Genomic DNA, 16672 nt, shown 5'->3' on the forward strand with positions numbered 1-16672 from the left:
CTCTACAAAGCAGGTGCGGTGTGACCAGCGCCGCCACGGCGATGTGACCGGCCGTGCACCGCCGGTGGCTGATCGCAGCGGTGCTCAGCCCACGGCCGGGATGATCTGCTCGCCGTAGGTGTCCACTGTGGTGTCGATGGCGTCGTGCATGGCGTAGATCGCGAACTGGTCCACTCCCGCGTCGCGGAGCTCCCGCAGCTTGGCCACGTGCTGCTCGGGCGTCCCCAGCAGGCAGAACCGGTCCACGATCTCGTCGGGCACGAAGTCGGTGCTGCGGTTGCCCGCCCGGCCGTGGTGGGAGTAGTCGTAGCCCTCCCGCTCCTTGATGTAGTCGGTCAGCTCGGTGGGCACCGCCGCCGCGGCGTCGCCGTAGCGGGCGACCAGGTCGGCCACGTGGTTGCCGACCATGCCGCCGAACCAGCGGCACTGCTCGCGGGCGTGCGCGAGGTCCTCGCCGACGTAGGCCGGGGCCGCCACGCACACGGTGATCGACGCCGGGTCGCGCCCCGCTTCGCGCGCGGCCTGCCGGACGTGGTCGACCATCCAGCGCGTCAGGTACGGATCGGCGAGCTGCAGGATGAACCCGTCGGCCTGCCGCCCGACCAGCTCCAGCGCCTTGGGGCCGTAGGCGCCCATCCAGACCGGCAGGTGCCCGTCGCGCACCCACGGCAGCCGCACCGGCGTGCCGTGCAGCTGCACCTCGCGCCCCTCGGCGAGCTCCTTGATCACGTGCATGGCCTGCTCCAGGGTGGCCAGCGTGGTCGGGTGCCCGCCGGTCACCCGCACCGCCGAGTCACCGCGGCCGATGCCGCACACCGTGCGCGGCCCGAACATGTCGTTGAGCGTGGCGAAGGTCGACGCGGTGACGGTCCAGTCCCGGGTGACCGGGTTGGTGACCATCGTGCCGACCCGCAACCGCTCGGTGGCGGCCAGGATCTGGCTGTGCACGACGAACGGCTCCTGCCACAGCACGCAGGAGTCGAACGTCCACCCGTGGCTGAAGCCGAGCTCCTCGGCACGGCGCATCCGCTCCACCACCGACCACGCGGGTGGATCGGTCTGCAAGACGAGCCCGAAGTCCATGACGCATCCCTTCCGCGCTCAGATCAGGTACTGGCAGGTGTCCCGGGTGAGGAAGCGGCCGTGGCCCGCCCGGCCGAGGTACTCGCCGTCGTCGACGACGACCCGGCCGCGGGACAGCACGGTGCGGACCGCGCCGGTGATCTGCTTGCCCTCGTAGGCGTTGTAGTCGACGTTCATGTGGTGGGTCCGCGCCGAGAGAACCTGCTCGCGGTCCGGGTCGTAGATCACGATGTCGGCGTCCGCGCCCGGCGCGATGGTGCCCTTGCGGGGGTGCAGGCCGAACATCCGCGCCGGGGTGGTGCAGGCCAGCTCGACCCAGCGGCGGCGGCTGATGTGGCCGTCCACCACCGCCTGGTGCAGCAGGTCGACCCGGTTCTCCACGCCCGGGATGCCGTTGGGGATCTTGGAGAAGTCCCCGCGGCCCAGCTCCTTCTGGTCCTTGAAGCAGAACGGGCAGTGGTCGGTGGAGACCACCGACAGGTCGTTGGTGCGCAGCGCCCGCCACAGGTCGGCCTGGTGCTCGGCGGGGCGCAGGGGCGTCGAGCAGACGAACTTCGCGCCCTCGAACTCCGGCCGGTCCAGGTCGTCCAGGCTGAGGAACAGGTACTGCGGGCAGGTCTCGCCGAAGACGTTCAGCCCGGCGTCCCGGGCCCGGGTGAGCTCCGCGACCGCTTCGGCGGCCGAGACGTGCACGACGTAGAGCGGCGCACCGGCCACCCTGGACAGCTGGATCGCCCGGTGGGTCGCCTCGGCTTCCAGCAGCGGGTGCCGCACCCGCCCGTGGTAGCCGGGGTCGGTCCGGCCCGCTGCCAGCGCCTGCTGGACCAGCACGTCGATCGCGATGCCGTTCTCGGCGTGCATCATCGTCAGCGCACCGTTGTCCGCGGCCTGCTGCATGGCGCGCAGGATCTGCCCGTCGTCGCTGTAGAACACCCCCGGGTACGCCATGAACATCTTGAAGCTGGTGATCCCCTCGGCGACCAGCGCGTCCATCTCCTTGAGCGCGTCGTCGCCGACGTCGGAGAGGATCATGTGGAAGCCGTAGTCGATCGCGCACCGCCCGTCGGCCTTGGCGTGCCAGGCGTCGAGCCCCTCGCGCGGCGAGCCGCCCACCGGCTGGATCGCGAAGTCCACGATCGTCGTCGTGCCGCCCCACGCCGCCGCCCGGGTCCCGGTTTCGAAGGTGTCGGAGGCGAAGGTGCCGCCGAAGGGCATCTCCATGTGGGTGTGCCCGTCCACCCCGCCCGGGATCACGTAGTGCCCCTCGGCGTCGAGCACGGCGTCGGCCGCGGGCACCCACTGCTCGGCGATCTCGGGTGCGGCGATCGCGGCGATCCGCTCGCCGTCGACGAGCACGTCCGCGCGGACCTCCTCGGTCGCGGTGATCACCAGGCCACCGCGGATGACCGTCCGGCTCATCGCTGCCCCGCTTTCTCCAGTGCTGCCAGCAGGATCCGGGCTCCTTCGCGCGCCTCCGGCTCGGTGAGGCTCAACGGCGGCGCGATGCGCAGCACGTTGCCGTCCAAGCCGCCCTTGCCGATGAGCAGGCCGCCGCGCCGGGTCTCCTCCAGCACCTCGGTGGCCAGCTCCGGGGCCGGAGCACCATCAGCGCGCACGAGCTCGACGCCGATCATCAGCCCCTTGCCGCGCACGTCGGCCACCGCCGGGATCCGGCCCACCGCGTCGTCGAGCAGCCCGCGCAGGACCGCCCCGACGCGCGCGGCGTTGCCCTGCAGGTCGTGGGCGATCAGGTGGTCCAGGTTGGCCAGCGCCCCGGCCGCGGTGATCGGGCTGCCGCCGAAGGTGGAGATCGAGTTGGCCCGGACGCTGTTCATCACCTCGGCGCGCGCGATGACCCCGCCGACCGACAGGCCGTTGCCGATGCCCTTGGCGAAGGTGACGATGTCCGGCGCGCCGTTGGCGTCGTGCGCCTGCCAGCCCCAGAAGTGCTCGCCGGTACGACCCCAGCCGGTCTGCACCTCGTCGCTGATCCACAGGATGCCGTGCCGGTCGAGCACCTCCTTGAACCGCGCGAACAACCCGTCGGGCGGCACCGCGAACCCGCCGACGCCCTGGATCGGCTCGGCGATCAGGCACGCCACGGTGCCGTGCAGCTGGTCGAGCACGTCCTCCAGGTCCGCTGCGCAGGCGTCGGTGAACTCCGCGTCGGGCAGGTCGGCGAGCGGGGTGCCGCGCCGGCGGCTGCCGTGCACGTAAGCGGTCTGCACCGGCGACAGGCTCGTCGGGGACCAGCTGCGGTTGCCGGTCACGGCCAGCGCCGAGAACGAGCGGCCGTGGTAGCTGTTGCGCAGGGCCAGCACCTGGTTCGAGCCGCGGTGCGCGGTGGCCAGCAGCAGCGCGGTGTCGTTGGCCTCGGTGCCGCTGGTCGTGAAGAACACCCGCGGGTCGTCGATGCCGGAGAGCTCGGCGACCCGTTCGGCCAGCTCGACCATCGGCCGGTTGAGGTAGAGCGTCGAGGTGTGCAGGACCTTGCCCGCCTGCTCGCGGACCGCGGCGGTGACCTCCGGCAGCGCGTGCGCGGTCATCGTGGTGAGGATCCCGCCGAAGAAGTCCAGGTACCGGTTCCCCTCGGCGTCCCAGACGTGCCGCCCCTCGCCGCGCTCGACGTCGATGGGCTCGTCGTAGTACAGCGCCAGCCACTCGGGCAGCACAGCGCGGTGCCGCTTGGCCAGCTCGGCGTGCGTGCTCGTCATCTGCTCCCCCTCACGGCTCGATCAGCGGCTGGTAGGCGTCGGGGCGCCGGTCGCGGTAGAACGCCCACTTCTGGCGGACCTCGTCGATCAGGTCGAAGTCCAGGTCGCGGACCACCAGCTCCTCCTCGGTGCCGCTGGCCGGTTCGCCCACGAACTGCCCGTAGGGGTTCACGAAGTAGCTGGTGCCGTAGAAGTCGTTGTCGCCGTACTCCTCCACGCCGACCCGGTTGATCGCCGCGATGAAGTACTCGTTGGCCACCGCCGCGGCGGGCTGCTCCAGCTTCCACAGGTAGGACGACAGCCCGCGGCTGGTCGCCGACGGGTTGTAGACCAGCTGCGCCCCGGCCAGCCCGAGCGCCCGCCAGCCCTCCGGGAAGTGCCGGTCGTAGCAGATGTAGACGCCGACCCGGCCGACCGCGGTGTCGAACACCGGCCAGCCGAGGTTGCCGGGCCGGAAGTAGTACTTCTCCCAGAACCCGGGCAGGTGCGGCAGGTGGTGCTTGCGGTACTTGCCGAGGTAGCTGCCGTCGGCGTCGATGACCGCGGCGGTGTTGTAGTAGAAGCCGGGCCCGTCGACCTCGTAGACCGGGACGACCAGCACCATGCCGGTCTCCCGCGCCAGCGCGCACATCCGCTGCACGGTCGGCCCGTCCGGCACCGCCTCGGCCCACCGGTGGTGCTCGGGCTCCTGCACCTGGCAGAAGTACGGCGCGTTGAACACCTCCTGGAAGCCGATGATCTTCGCCCCCTGCGCGGCGGCGGCACGGGCGTGCGCCTCGTGCTGCTCGACCATCGACGCGGTGTCCCCGGTCCACTTCGCCTGGACCAGGGCGGCACGAACGAGGTTGGACATGGTTGCGCTGCACCCCTTCGGTCGGTGAAGCCAGAACGAGCCGATCGGCCCACCCACCGAAGGTATGACCACCCACCACCACGCGCAATGATCGTCCGGTTACGCAGTGTTCCCACTTCGCCCGCCGACCACCCCGGGCATGCGGCGATGCCGCGAGCACCCCGGCGCCCCGCCCGCCCGAATTCCATCGAACAGGCGAAGCGCCGGTGTGTCGTTCCGGACGGCCGCACCCGAACCCACCGGATCGGCGCCGCACGCCCCTGGTCGTCCACTGTGGTCACAGCGGGGGTTCGAGGTGGGACCAGGGGGTTTCGGCTTCGATCTGGGCCGCCAGGGCCAGCAGGGTCGGTTCGGCGCCGAGGCCGCCGACGAACTGGACGCCCAGCGGCAGGCCGGCCGGGGTCCGGTAGGTGGGCACGCTCATGGCCGGGCGGCCGGTGATGTTGGCCAGCTGGGTGAAGGGGACCTTCTCCAGGTTCTTCAGCACCACGCCGTCGACCGGCTTGGTCCGCGCCACCTTGCCCGCCAGGCCCGCCTTCAGCAGCAGCGCGATCGCCCTGCGCAGGAGCGGGGGCGTGTCGAGCTCGCCGATCCGGGCCGGCGGGTGGGCCAGGGTCGGGGTCAGCAGCAGGTCGTAGCGGTCGTGGAAGTCGGCGAGCGCGCGGTTGTAGCCGTTCCACCGGTCCAGCGTCGCGACGTACTCGGTCGCCCTCATCTCGCGGCCCGCCGCGGCGATCAGCCTGGTGTCGAGCTCGAAGTCGTCCACCGCCGCGCCGAGGGTGCGCCGCGCGCCGTCCACCGCGTGGGCCGCCTGGGCGAACCACACCGCGAGGAAGTCGCGGGAGAGCTGGCGGCCGTCGATGGCGGGCTCGGCCTCCTCGACGTCGTGGCCCAGCCCGGACAGCAGCGCCGCGGTGTCCTTGACCGCCGCGACCGCGTGCGGGCTCACCGGGAAGCCCAGCGGCGAGCGGCAGGTGAAGCCGATCCGCAGCCGTCCCGGCTCGCGCCGGGCGCACTCGGCGTAGGAGGTGTCCGGCCGGGCCGCGAGGTACGGGCCGCCGGGGTCGGGGCGGGCGGTGAGCACGTCGAGCATGACCGCCGTGTCGCGCACCGTCCGGGAGAGCACCCCGTCGGTGGCGCCGCCGTGCATGTGCTCGGCGTGGTCCGGTCCGGCGGGCACCAGCCCGCGGCCGGGCTTCAGCCCGAACAGGCCGCAGCACGCCGCCGGGATGCGGATCGAGCCGCCGCCGTCGCTGGCCCCGGCCACCGGCACGATGCCCGCCGCGACCGCGGCTGCCGCACCTCCGGACGAGCCGCCGGGCGTGTGGCCGGTGTGCCACGGGTTGCGGGTCGGGCCGCTGGCCTCCGGTTCGGTGATCCCCTTCGCCCCGAACTCCGGGGTGCTGGTGCGGCCGAAGATCACCAGCCCGGCGTCCAGCCAGCGCTCGACGGTGGCGCTGTGCCGGGCCGCGGTGGTTCCGCGGGTGGACCGGGATCCGGCGCCGGTCCGCACCCCGGCGTAGTCCTGGTGCAGGTCCTTGAGCAGGAAGGGCACCCCGGCCAGCACACCGCTCAGCGGCTGGGCCGCCCGCTCGCGCGCGATGTCGAACATCGGCCGCACGATCGCGTTGAGCCGACCGTTGACCTGCTCGGCGCGCTCGATCGCCGTCTCCAGCAGTTCGCGCGGCGCCACCTCACCGCGGCTGACGAGTTCGGCCAGGCCCACGGCGTCGAAGCGCCGGTACTCCGCGTAGTCCATCCGTCCACGCTGGCACGGAGTTGATGTTTCTCCAACCCCCGCGCGCTCAGCTGCCCAGGCCGAGGCCGCGCCGGTCCAGGTAGGTCAGCCAGCGGCCCCGGCGGCCCGCGTTCTCGTCGGCGCGGGCCAGGGCCCGGCGGGTCAGCTGGACCAGCGGCCAGCGCAGCGGTTCCGGCGGGAAGGGCGTCGGCGCGCGGCGCACCAGCTCCAAGCGGGTCCGCTCGGTGTCCTCGCCCCACAGCAGGTCCAGCACGGTTCGCGCGCCGAAGCGGGACGCGGCCACGCCGAGACCGGTGTAGCCGACCGCGTAGGCGATCCGGCCGGTGCGGCCGATCAGCGGGGTGAACCGGGTCGTGGAGTCGATCGGCCCGCCCCAGCGGTGGGTGAACCGCACGCCCGCCAGCTGCGGGAAGGTGCGGAAGAAGTTGCGCGCCAGCTGGCCGTGCGCCGCGTCGTGGCGGGCCAGGGCGGGATCGGTGCGCCCGCCGAAGTAGTACACCGCGTCGTAGCCGCCCCACAGGATCCGGCCGTCCGGTGTCGGGCGGTAGTAGTGGAAGCGGTTCGCGCTGTCGGTGACGCCCTGCCGGTCCCGCCAGCCCAGCTCCGCCCACTGCTGGTCCGACAGCGGTTCGGTCACCAGGACGTAGTCCCAGATCGGCAGCACGCGGCGGCGGATCGTGCGCAGCGGAGCGCGGAAGGCGTTGGTGCCCAGCACGACGCCGCCCGCGCGGACCACCCCGCGGGGCGTTCGCAGCCGTACCTGCCCGCCGCGCTCGCGCACCCCGCGCACCGGGCTGTCCTCGTGGATGCGCACGCCGAGGCGCTGCGCCGCGTCGGCCAGCCCCCAGGTCAGCCGCGCCGGGTCGACCAGGCCACCGGCGTCGGGCAGCCGCACTCCCGCCCGGTAGGTCGGCGAGTTGATGTCGGCGCGGACTCCCCCGGCGCCCAGGAAGCGGGCGTCCATCCCGTGCTGCCGGTACAGCTCGGCTTCGTCGCTGAGCTCGCCGACCTCGTGCGGTTCGGTGGCCACGGCGGTCTTGCCGCACAACCTCAGGTCGGCGTCGATGTCCTGGTCGCGGACGAACTTCTCGATCTCCAGCAGGTTCTCGCGCCCGAGGGCGACCAGCCGGTCCAGCTCGCCGGGCCAGTGCAGCGCGCCGTGCGCGAGACCGTGCGTCAGGGATTCGGACAGGAACCCGCCGTTGCGGCCGCTGCCGCCGTGCCCGAGCCGGTGCGCTTCGAGCAGCAGCACGTCCAGCTCGGGGCGGCGCTGCTTGGCCAGGATCGCCGTCCACAGCCCGGTGAACCCGCCGCCGACCACCACCAGGTCCGCGCGGTCGTCACCGGCGAGGGGTTCGCGCGGCTCGGGGCGGTCGGCGCGGTCGGTCCAGTGCACGGCGACGGCGGCGTAGGCCAGCGCTTTCCCGGGCTGTGCTGCGCTCATCGGCGGCTACTCCCACCAGGGGCGGTAGCCGACACCGTGCTTGGCCACGCGCTGGACGTCGCGGCGCAGTTCCCGGGTCTCGCGCGCCACCCCCGGCGGGAACCCGTGCTTGAGGGCGCGGTGCTCGGCGGTCTCGCCCATGTAGCAGACCGAGTAGAACAGGCCGACCAGCAGCCCCAGCAGGATCGCGCTGAGCCTGATCTCCAGCGGGCCGGGCAGCAGCACCAGCAAGCAGAACGGCGCCAGCTGGGTCAGCGCGCGGAAGATGTGCCGCAGCACCCAGGTGCGGCAGGTGACGTCGTGCAGCACCCACTCGGCGCAGCGGTCCGGCAGCCTGCCACCGAAGGCGTACCAGACCCATTGCGCTGGATTGGGCCGATTGGTCGCCATGCTCTCCAGGCTAGTCGTCGGGGGGTTCGACCGGGCCGCCCGTTCGGCCGGTCCTGCTCGCCGCCGAATCCTAGCCACCCCGCCCGGCGACCGGTTCGGCCGAACCCGCGTCACCCCGGACGGCGAACCGCGTCCCACCGGTAACGAAACCGGTCGTGGACCGATGTTCACAGCAGAAGGGGTGAGAGACGTGTTCGTGGTCGTCGTGGCGCTGTTGTTGGTCGTGGTCCTGGGTGCGGTGATGTTCACCGACGTGTTCGACGGGAAGGGGTCGTCGGACCGCCGGAGCCTCAAGCACCTGGTGGCGGAGCTGAAGCGGGGCATCCGCACGCCCAGCCACCGCTGAACTGTCCGAAGTGGACGTCAGGCCCGGCCGTCGGCCGGGCCTGTTCGCGTCAGAGCATGCCGCGGCGGGCGAGGTTGCCGATCAGGGCCCGCACCCCGAAGGTCCACTGCGGACAGTCCTCGGATCGGGCCACCCGGTTGACCAGGGTGCCCAGCTCCGGGGTGGAGATGCGGACCACGTCGCCGGTGCGGTGGGTGAAGCCCGCGCCGGGCGCGCCGCGGTCCTCGGTCGGGGCGAACAGCGTGCCGGTGTAGAGGATCAGGCCGTCCGGGTACTGGTGGTGGGCGCCGAGCGCGGCGCGGGACAGCTCCACCGGGTCGCGGCTGATCTCCCGCATCGAACTGGCTCCGGCGAGCACGAAGCCGTCCTCGCCGATCACCTCCAGGCGCACCTCCAGGGCGCGCACGTCGTCGAGCCCGAACGAGTCGTCGAACAGCCGCAGGAACGGCCCCAGGGCGGCCGAGGCGTTGTTGTCCTTGGCCTTGGGCAGCAGCAGGGCGCTTCGCCCCTCCACGTCGCGGAGGTTCACGTCGTTGCCGAGCGTCGCTCCGACGATGCGGCCGTCCGAGCGGACCGCCAGCGCCACCTCGGGTTCGGGGTTGTTCCACTCCGAGCCCGCCGCGATGCCGACCTCGGCGCCGACGCCGACCGCCGCCAGCAGCGGGGCCTTGGTGAAGATCTCCGGGTCCGGGCCGAGCCCGACCTCCAGGTACTGCGACCACAGCCCGTCGCGGACCAGCACCTCCTTGACCGCCCGCGCCTGCGCCGAGCCCGGCACGACCGCGGCGAGCGCACCGCCGATGGCCCGCTCCACCTGGGCCCGGACCTCGGCGGCCCGCGCCGCGTCACCACCGGCGCGCTCCTCGATGACCCGCTCCAGCATGCTCTTGACGAAGGTCACCCCGGCGGCCTTGAGCACCTGCAGGTCGGCCGGGGCCAGCAGGTGCGCTCCGCGGGCACCGGCGAGGGTGTCGGCGAGGACCTGCGGCAGCGGCCAGCTCTTGCGGGCCGGTGCGGACCTGGCCAGGTGCACCGCGTCGGGGTGTTCCAGCAGGTCGGCGAGGGTCGGGGTCACCGCGGTGAGGTCCACGAGTTCGTCCCCGCGGACCGCGACCACGGCGGGCCCGTCCTCCTCCGGGTCGTGCAGCCGCCCGACCAGCGTGGCCGCGGTGCGGTCGGCGGGCAGGACGTCGAGGGCGTTGTCGAGCAGTTCCACGCGCACCCCTCCCGGTCGGTGTTGATCGAGGAGGGTACCCGGCCGGACGGCCCCGTCCGAGCGGCTGACCAGTGATGATCTTGCCCGGGGGCTGGCGGGGCGGATCAGCGGTCACGTAGGGTTCGACCGGACCGCCTCACCCGTTCGAGTGAGGCGGGTGGACTTGTCGACCAACCAGGTGGGGTGACAACAAGTGGGCAGTTCGTCGTTGCCTCGAACCCGCGGCCGCCACCGGCGCGTGCGGCCCAAGACGTGGCACCGCACAACTCCCCCGCGCTTGCTCGGCTACGCCGTCGCGGTCTTCGTCACCGCGATCGCGGTCAGCAGCGCGCACCACGGCACCGCCGCCGCTCCCGTCCCCGCACCTCAGGCCGCAGCCCCGCAACCGGCCGCGCAGTTCCTGCCGCCCCAGCCCACCTCGACCGCACCGGACCTCAACCGCGTGGAGCCGGTCGTGCTCGCCGAAGCACCGCCGCAGGTCCCCGAGACCACGAGCAGGCCCGAGCCCACCGCCGACCCGGAGCCCGCGCCGGTCCGCACGAGCGAGACCCCGGAGCCCGAGGTGCAGCCGACGACCACCTCGGCGCCCACGACGACGAGCTCGCCCGCGAGCAGCCTCCCCTCGGAGACCTCCGAACCGACGCAGCCCTCCGAGACCGCACCTCCCTCGGACACGGCGCCGCCGTCGGAGGAGCCGAGCGAGACCGCTCCCCCGTCGGAGACGCAGCCGCCGACCCGCTCCGAGCCGGAGCGCCCGCGCCTGCTGCCCCGCATCGGCGACGTCGTCGACGGGCTCACCCGGCCGCTGCTGGGCGGTTAGCCGTCGCGATCCGCGGCACCCGGTGGGACAGTTGATCCCGAGGGGGTGCCGCCATGGACGTCATCGCGATCACCGGTGGAACCGGACACCTCGGGCGCGAGCTCGTGCGCCTGCTCAAACCCGAGCACCAGGTCCGGATCCTCACCCGCCGCCCCGGCACCGATCCCGAGGTGGAGTGGGTGCAGGGCGACCTCGCCACCGGCGAGGGCGTGCCGGAACTCGTCGCCGGTGCGACCACCGTGGTGCACGCGGCCACCTGCTCCCCCGCCGCGCAGCGCGGCTTCATGCACCCGGTCGACTTCTGGCGCAGCCCGCCCGACGTGGACGTGGACGGCACCAGCCGGTTGCTGGAGGACTCCACCGCTGCGGAGGTGCAGCACTTCCTCTACGTCTCCATCGTCGGCGTGGACCGGCCCGCGCTGCCCTACCTGCGGCTGAAGCACACCGCCGAGGAGCTGGTCAGCGTCTCCGACCTGCCGTGGTCCACGGTGCGCGCCACCCAGTTCCACTGGCTGCTGGACCGGATGCTCAACCGCGCAGCGCGGCTTCCGATCCTGCCGCTGCCCGCGGCGCTGCCCACCCAGCCGGTTGACGCCCGGGACTTCGCGGAGTACCTCGTGGAGTGCATCGGCAACGGCCCCGGCGGTCGGCGGGAGGACTTCGGCGGGCCCGAGGTGCTCACCCTCGGCGATGCGCTGCGCACCTGGCAGGCCGCCCGCGACAAGCACCGGAAGACCTTCGAGGTGCCCGCGCCGCGGCGGTTGCGGCGGATCGCCTCGGACATGACCTGCCCCGGCGCGCGGCGCGGCCGGATCACCTGGGCGGACTGGCTGCGCACCCACCCCGCCGAGTGACCATCCACATCGGACACCCGCGGGCCCGGTGCCCGGGGACCCGCCGCGGCCGCCTACGATTCTCGTCGTACGGGGTACGGAGGTGCGATGGCGAGCGAGTACAGCGGTGGCGGTGATCCGGTGCGCAGCCTGGCGCTGCTGTGGCGCACCCAGGACGGGCCGAGCAGCGGCCGCCGGGGGCGCTCCGACCTGAGCGTGGACCGCATCGTCCGCGCCGGGATCGAGATCGCCGACGCCGACGGGCTCGCGGCGCTGTCCATGCGCCGGGTGGCCGACCACCTCGGCGTCGGCACCATGTCGCTGTACACCTACGTGCCGGGCAAGGCCGAGCTGATCGACGTCATGCTCGACACCGTCTACGGCGAGACCGCCCGCCCCGAGCCCGGCACGACCGGCTGGCGCGAGCAGCTCACCGGGATCGCGCGGGAGAACTGGGCGCTCTACCACCGCCACCCGTGGATGCTGCAGGTCGCGGCCGGTCGCGCGGTGCTGGGCCCGAACGCCATCGCGAAGTACGACTACGAGCTGAACGCGCTCACCGGTCTCGGCCTCACCGACGTCGAGGTCGACGCCACGCTGAGCCTGGTGCTCGGGCACGCCGAGGCGGCGGCCCGCCGCGCGGTGGAGGCCAAGCAGGTCGAGCAGCGCAGCGGGATGACCGACGAGCAGTGGTGGCGCGCGCACGCGCCCCTGCTCGGCCAGCTGATGGACCCGCAGCGCTACCCGACCGCGTCCCGCATCGGCTCGGCCGCCGGGGAGGCCCACGGCTCGGCGCACGACCCCGAGCACGCCTTCGAGTTCGGCCTGCAGCGCATCCTCGACGGCGTCGAAGCCCTCATCGCCCAGCGGTGAGACCGGCCGCCACTTGGTCTTCCGTCTTCGAAGCGGCGCCAGCCGCTCAGCCCACCCCCGCAACCGGCACCGCCGCGGGTTCTCAGACGTCGCCTGGCGAGGACAGCCCGTTCGTCGTGTATTGGACATCCCGCAGCCAGGCGGCGTCTGAGGTTCCGCCACCCGCACCGCCACGCAGAACGCGTGCGGAGAAAGAACTTCAGGCGATCTTGACCAGCATCTTGCCGGTGTTCTCGCCGCGGAGCAGGCCCAGGAAGGCCTCGGGGGCGTTGCGCAGGCCGTCCACGACGGTCTCCCGGTAGCTGATCTTGCCGTCGCGCAGCCAGCCGCCGACCTCGGCGAAGAACTGGTCCTTGAGGTGCGCGCGGTCGCCGACGATGAAGCCCTCCAGGCGCAGGCGCTTGGTGACCAGCTTGAACATGTTGTTCGGGCCGGGCTGCGGCTCGGTGTTGTTGTACTGGGAGATCATGCCGCACTCGGCGACCCGGCCGAAGTCGTTGAGCACGTCGATCGCCGCTTCCAGGTGCTCGCCGCCGACGTTGTCGAAGTAGACGTCGATGCCCTCCGGCGCGGCCGCGCGCAGCTGCTCGACGACCGGTCCGTCGTGGTAGTCGAAGGCGGCGTCGAAGCCGACCTCCTCGGTGAGGTAGCGGACCTTCTCCGGCGACCCGGCGCTGCCGATCACCCGGGAGGCGCCGCGCAGCTTGGCGATCTGCCCGACCATCGAGCCGACCGCGCCCGCCGCCCCGGAGACGAACACGACGTCGCCCTCCTTCTGCTGCGCGACGTCGACCAGGCCGACGTAGGCGGTCATGCCGGGCATGCCGAGCGCGTAGAGGTAGGCGTTCAGCGGTGCCGCCTGCGGGTCGACCTTGACCGCGCGCTCGGCCTTGACCACCGCGTGGTCGCGCCAGCCGAGGTCGTGCAGCACGTGGTCGCCGGGCTGGAAGCCCTCGGCGTTGGAGGTCACCACCTCGCCCACCGCGCCGCCCTGCAGCGCCTTGCCCACCTCGAAGGGCGGCACGTAGGACTTGCCCTCGTTCATCCGGCCCCGCATGTACGGGTCGACGCTCATCACCAGGTTGCGCACCAGCAGCTGGCCGTCGCCGGGCTGCGGGGTGTCGACCTCGACGACGTCGAAGTTGTCCGGGGTCGGCCAGCCCTTCGGGCGGGACGCCAGGCGGATCTCCAGGCCCTTGCTCATCGGTTCTCCTCCACGGGACGGGTTCGGCACCAACCCTACCGAAAGTGTCAGTGACTGCCAATTGTCGGCCGATGACTTATGTCTCGGTCTGCCGCAATGGCAGAATGGACGGCATGAGCGTCCCGACAGACCAGGGTGGCCTACGCGCCCGCAAGAAGCAGCGCACCCGCGCGGCCCTGATCGACGCGGGACTGGACCTGTTCCTCGCCAACGGCTACGAGGCGACCAACGTCGACGAGATCGCCGCCGCGGTCGAGGTCTCCTCGCGCACCTTCTTCCGCTACTTCGCCAGCAAGGAGGACATCGCGCTGGCCAAGGGCGCCGAGTTCGACGAGCTGCTGCTGGACGCCCTGACCTCCCGGCCCGCCGAGGAACCCCCGCTGACCGCGCTGCGGCACGCGATGCTGGGCATGCTCCGCGAAGCCGCCGCCGACTCCGGCGTCCAGCGGTTCTTGAGCACGCAGCACCTGATCAACAAGACGCCCGCCCTGCTGGCCGGGAACCTCCGGCGGGCCGCGGGCACCGAGGAGCGGCTGACCACCGAGATCGCCCGCCGCCAGGGCGTGGACCCCGATCAGGACATGCGGCCGCGGGTGCTCGTCGCCGCGGTCTGCGGGGCGCTGCGCATCGGCCTGGAGGCGACCTGCGCCGATCCCAGCCGCGAGCTGGGGCGGATGGTCGAGCTCGTCGAGCAGGCCATCGACCTGGCCACCGCCGGGATCCCGCAGCGCTGGGGAGACGACCCGCGCCGCTGGTGACTACGATCACCGGCAGCCGAACGGGAGGAGCTCGATGGGCGAGATCGTGAGCGCGGCCGACGTGCAGGACGCCGCCGACCGGCTGGCGGGCGTCGCGCACCGCACCCCGGTGATCACCTCCAGCACGCTGAACGAGCTGGTCGGCGCCGAGGTCTTCGTCAAGTGCGAGAACTTCCAGCGGATGGGCGCGTTCAAGTTCCGCGGCGCCTACAACGCGATCTCCCGGCTGAGCCGGGAGCAGCTGCGGCGCGGGGTCGTGGCGTACTCCTCCGGCAACCACGCGCAGGCCGTGGCGCTGGCCTGCCGGTTGCTCGGCACCACCGCGGTGATCCTGATGCCCGCCGACGCCCCGGCCGCCAAGCTCGCCGCCACCCGCGGCTACGGCGCGGAGGTCGTCACCTTCGACCGCTACACCGAGGACCGCGAGCAGCTCGGCCGCGAGCTCGCCGACCGGCGCGGGCTCGCGCTGGTCCCGCCGTACGACCACCCGCACGTCATGGCCGGTCAGGGCACCACCGCGCTGGAGCTGCTGGCCGAGACCGGGCCGCTGGACGCGCTCGTGGTGCCGGTCGGCGGCGGCGGGTTGATCGCCGGGTGCTCGACGGCGGCCAAGGCGCGGCACCCGGAGATCCGCGTGGTCGGGGTCGAACCCGACACCGCCGACGACACCCGTCGTTCACTCGCCGCGGGTGAGCGGGTGGCGACTCCGGTGTCGCGCACCATCGCCGACGGGCTGGCCGTCGCCACACCGGGCGAGCTGACGTTCTCGGTGAACCGGCGGCTGGTCGACGAGATCGTCCTGGTCTCCGACGACGAGATCCGCGCGGCGATGCGGCTGGCCTTCGAGCGGTTGAAGCTGGTGGTCGAGCCCAGCGGCGCGGTCGGCATCGCGGCGCTGCTCTCCGGCCGGATCACCGCGCCGCGAGTGGGCGTGGTGGTCTCCGGCGGCAACGTCGGGGTCGAGCGCTTCGCCGAGCTGCTGGGCTGATCACAGCCGCGGCCAGGGGCGCTGGGGCGGGCGGAGCTGCTCGTAGGCGCTGGCCAGGCGGAGCACGCCGACGTCGTCGAAGCGGCGGCCCGCGATCTGCAGGCCGATCGGCAGCCCGTCCGAGGTCCAGCCGCAGTTGACCGACACCGCGGGCTGCCCGGACATGTTGTAGGGCAGCGTGAACGCGATGTGCTCCATGCCGCGCAGCGGGTCGCCGGTCGGGTACGCCTGCTCCGCGGGGAACGCCGGGATCGGCGCGACCGGGGACAGCACGTAGTCGAAGTCGCGGACCACCCGGTTGGCCGCCGCCGAGATCGCGTCCATCTGGCTGAAGCCGTGGAACACCTGGGCCGCCGTGGCCCCCCGCGCGCTGCCCGCCCACTGCGCGATGCCCGGCAGGACCGCCGCCCGCCGCTCGGCGGGCAGCGCCGAGATGTCCGTCCAGGACCGGAAGCGCCAGAACAGGTCCATGCCGTCGAGCATCTCGCGGGACAGGAACGGGTCGATCGGCTCCACCGACGCACCGGCCGACTCCAGCAGCTGGGCCGCCCCGGCGACCGCGGCGGTGACCTCGGGTTCGACGGGCAGGCCGACGCGGTGGTCCAGCAGCAGGGCGATGCGCAGCCCGCGGACCTCCCCGTCGAGCCCGGTCCAGTCGATGTCGGCCGGGGGCAGCGCGGTGTGGTCGCGGGCGTCAGGCGCGGCCAGCACCGAGGCCAGCAGCGCGGTGTCGGCGACGGTGCGGGTCATCGGCCCGACCACGCGCCCCGGGTAGGGCGGGTGGACCGGGATGCGGCCGAAGGTGGGTTTGAGGCCGACCACCCCGCACCACCCGGCGGGCAACCGGATCGAGCCGCCGATGTCGGTGCCCAGGTGCAGCGGTCCGTACCCGGCCGCGGCGGCCGCACCGGCCCCGGCGCTGGAACCGCCCGGCGTGCGGCCGAGGTTCCACGGGTTCCGGGCCAGGCGGTGGAAGCTCGACGCGCCCGAGGACAGCATCCCGTAGTCGGGCATGGTGGTCTTGGCGAAGATCACCGCGCCGCTCTCGCGCAACCGGGCCGCCGCCGGTGCGTCCTCCCGCGCCGGGACGAGCTCGGTGGCCGCCGTCCCCTGCGGGACCGGGGTGCCCTTGGTGGCGATGTTCTCCTTCACCGTCACCGGAACGCCGTCGACCGGACCTGCCGGTGCGCCGCTGCGCCAGCGCTGCTGCGCGGCCAGCGCCGCGGTGCGCGCCGACTCCGGGTCCAGCGCGTAAGTCGCGCACAGCTTCGGTTCGCAGGCGTCGACGCGCTCCAGCACGGCGTCGAGGACCTCCACCGGCGAGGTCTCCCCCGCCCGGTAGGCCGCCACCAGGTCCACCGCCGAGAGATCGGCCAACTCCGCCATACCCA

Annotated in this window: 16 protein-coding genes; 6 read left to right on the top strand and 10 right to left on the bottom strand. The window is 73.0% G+C overall.

Translation table 11 applies throughout. The features are described 5' to 3' along the window. Positions 1–84: 84 nt before the first annotated feature. The 7 genes from F1721_RS12645 to F1721_RS12675 form a co-directional block, all read right to left on the bottom strand. Positions 85–1083 carry a TIGR03842 family LLM class F420-dependent oxidoreductase gene (locus tag F1721_RS12645; protein WP_150066814.1) on the bottom strand — a complete coding sequence of 333 codons (999 nt, stop codon included), beginning with the start codon at positions 1081–1083 and terminating at the stop codon, positions 85–87. An 18-nt stretch (positions 1084–1101) separates the two neighbouring features. Beyond that, complete coding sequence (gene hydA / locus F1721_RS12650) at positions 1102–2502, bottom strand: dihydropyrimidinase (RefSeq protein WP_150066815.1); 1401 nt, start codon at positions 2500–2502, stop codon at positions 1102–1104. Further along, entirely contained in the window at positions 2499–3797 is a 1299-nt protein-coding gene (locus F1721_RS12655; RefSeq protein ID WP_150066816.1) for an aspartate aminotransferase family protein, read from the bottom strand. The genes hydA and F1721_RS12655 overlap by 4 nt, the downstream gene beginning before the upstream one ends. A 10-nt stretch (positions 3798–3807) precedes the next feature. Then, a complete protein-coding gene (locus F1721_RS12660; protein ID WP_150066817.1) occupies positions 3808–4650 on the bottom strand; it encodes a nitrilase-related carbon-nitrogen hydrolase in 843 nt (280 codons plus the stop codon). A gap of 277 nt (positions 4651–4927) precedes the next feature. Further along, positions 4928–6409 carry an amidase gene (locus F1721_RS12665; protein ID WP_150066818.1) on the bottom strand — a complete coding sequence of 494 codons (1482 nt, stop codon included), beginning with the start codon at positions 6407–6409 and terminating at the stop codon, positions 4928–4930. A gap of 46 nt (positions 6410–6455) precedes the next feature. After that, positions 6456–7853 (bottom strand): NAD(P)/FAD-dependent oxidoreductase, encoded by a 1398-nt coding sequence (locus F1721_RS12670; RefSeq protein WP_150066819.1) that lies wholly within the window; start codon positions 7851–7853, stop codon positions 6456–6458. Positions 7854–7859: 6 nt separating this feature from the next. Continuing rightward, positions 7860–8243, bottom strand: a complete 384-nt coding sequence (locus tag F1721_RS12675) for a DUF5313 family protein (RefSeq protein WP_150066820.1) — start codon at positions 8241–8243, stop codon at positions 7860–7862. A 181-nt stretch (positions 8244–8424) separates the two neighbouring features. On the opposite strand from F1721_RS12675, the gene F1721_RS34400 reads away from it, so the two are divergent. Next, on the top strand, positions 8425–8589 hold the full coding sequence (locus tag F1721_RS34400) for a hypothetical protein (RefSeq protein ID WP_170301450.1): 165 nt from the start codon (positions 8425–8427) through the stop codon (positions 8587–8589). 49 nt (positions 8590–8638) lie between these two features. Here the strand turns inward: F1721_RS34400 and F1721_RS12680 are convergent, their stop codons facing one another. Then, on the bottom strand, positions 8639–9805 hold the full coding sequence (locus tag F1721_RS12680; protein ID WP_150066821.1) for a fumarylacetoacetate hydrolase family protein: 1167 nt from the start codon (positions 9803–9805) through the stop codon (positions 8639–8641). A gap of 238 nt (positions 9806–10043) precedes the next feature. Here F1721_RS12680 and F1721_RS12685 point away from each other — a divergent pair, with 238 nt between their 5' ends. From F1721_RS12685 to F1721_RS12695, 3 genes are all read left to right on the top strand, one after another. Then, entirely contained in the window at positions 10044–10625 is a 582-nt protein-coding gene (locus tag F1721_RS12685; protein WP_150066822.1) for a hypothetical protein, read from the top strand. 53 nt (positions 10626–10678) lie between these two features. Then, positions 10679–11479 (top strand): SDR family oxidoreductase, encoded by an 801-nt coding sequence (locus tag F1721_RS12690; RefSeq protein ID WP_150066823.1) that lies wholly within the window; start codon positions 10679–10681, stop codon positions 11477–11479. Between the two features lie 87 nt (positions 11480–11566). Beyond that, complete coding sequence (locus tag F1721_RS12695; RefSeq protein WP_150066824.1) at positions 11567–12331, top strand: TetR/AcrR family transcriptional regulator; 765 nt, start codon at positions 11567–11569, stop codon at positions 12329–12331. Positions 12332–12530: 199 nt separating this feature from the next. On the opposite strand, the gene F1721_RS12700 is transcribed toward F1721_RS12695, so the two are convergent. Continuing rightward, a complete protein-coding gene (locus tag F1721_RS12700) occupies positions 12531–13535 on the bottom strand; it encodes an NADP-dependent oxidoreductase (protein ID WP_150066825.1) in 1005 nt (334 codons plus the stop codon). Between the two features lie 113 nt (positions 13536–13648). Here F1721_RS12700 and F1721_RS12705 point away from each other — a divergent pair, with 113 nt between their 5' ends. Both F1721_RS12705 and F1721_RS12710 read left to right on the top strand, forming a co-directional pair. After that, the gene (locus F1721_RS12705; RefSeq protein ID WP_246154745.1) at positions 13649–14293 is read left to right on the top strand and encodes a TetR family transcriptional regulator; all 645 of its coding nucleotides are present in this window, start codon (positions 13649–13651) and stop codon (positions 14291–14293) included. A gap of 34 nt (positions 14294–14327) precedes the next feature. Continuing rightward, positions 14328–15281 (top strand): threo-3-hydroxy-L-aspartate ammonia-lyase, encoded by a 954-nt coding sequence (locus tag F1721_RS12710; RefSeq protein ID WP_150066827.1) that lies wholly within the window; start codon positions 14328–14330, stop codon positions 15279–15281. Here the strand turns inward: F1721_RS12710 and F1721_RS12715 are convergent, their stop codons facing one another. Beyond that, on the bottom strand, positions 15282–16667 hold the full coding sequence (locus F1721_RS12715; protein WP_150066828.1) for an amidase: 1386 nt from the start codon (positions 16665–16667) through the stop codon (positions 15282–15284). Between the last annotated feature and the right edge of the window lie 5 nt (positions 16668–16672).

Origin of the sequence: Saccharopolyspora hirsuta, from assembly GCF_008630535.1 — a bacterium.
GTDB classification, from domain to species: Bacteria; Actinomycetota; Actinomycetes; order Mycobacteriales; family Pseudonocardiaceae; genus Saccharopolyspora; species Saccharopolyspora hirsuta.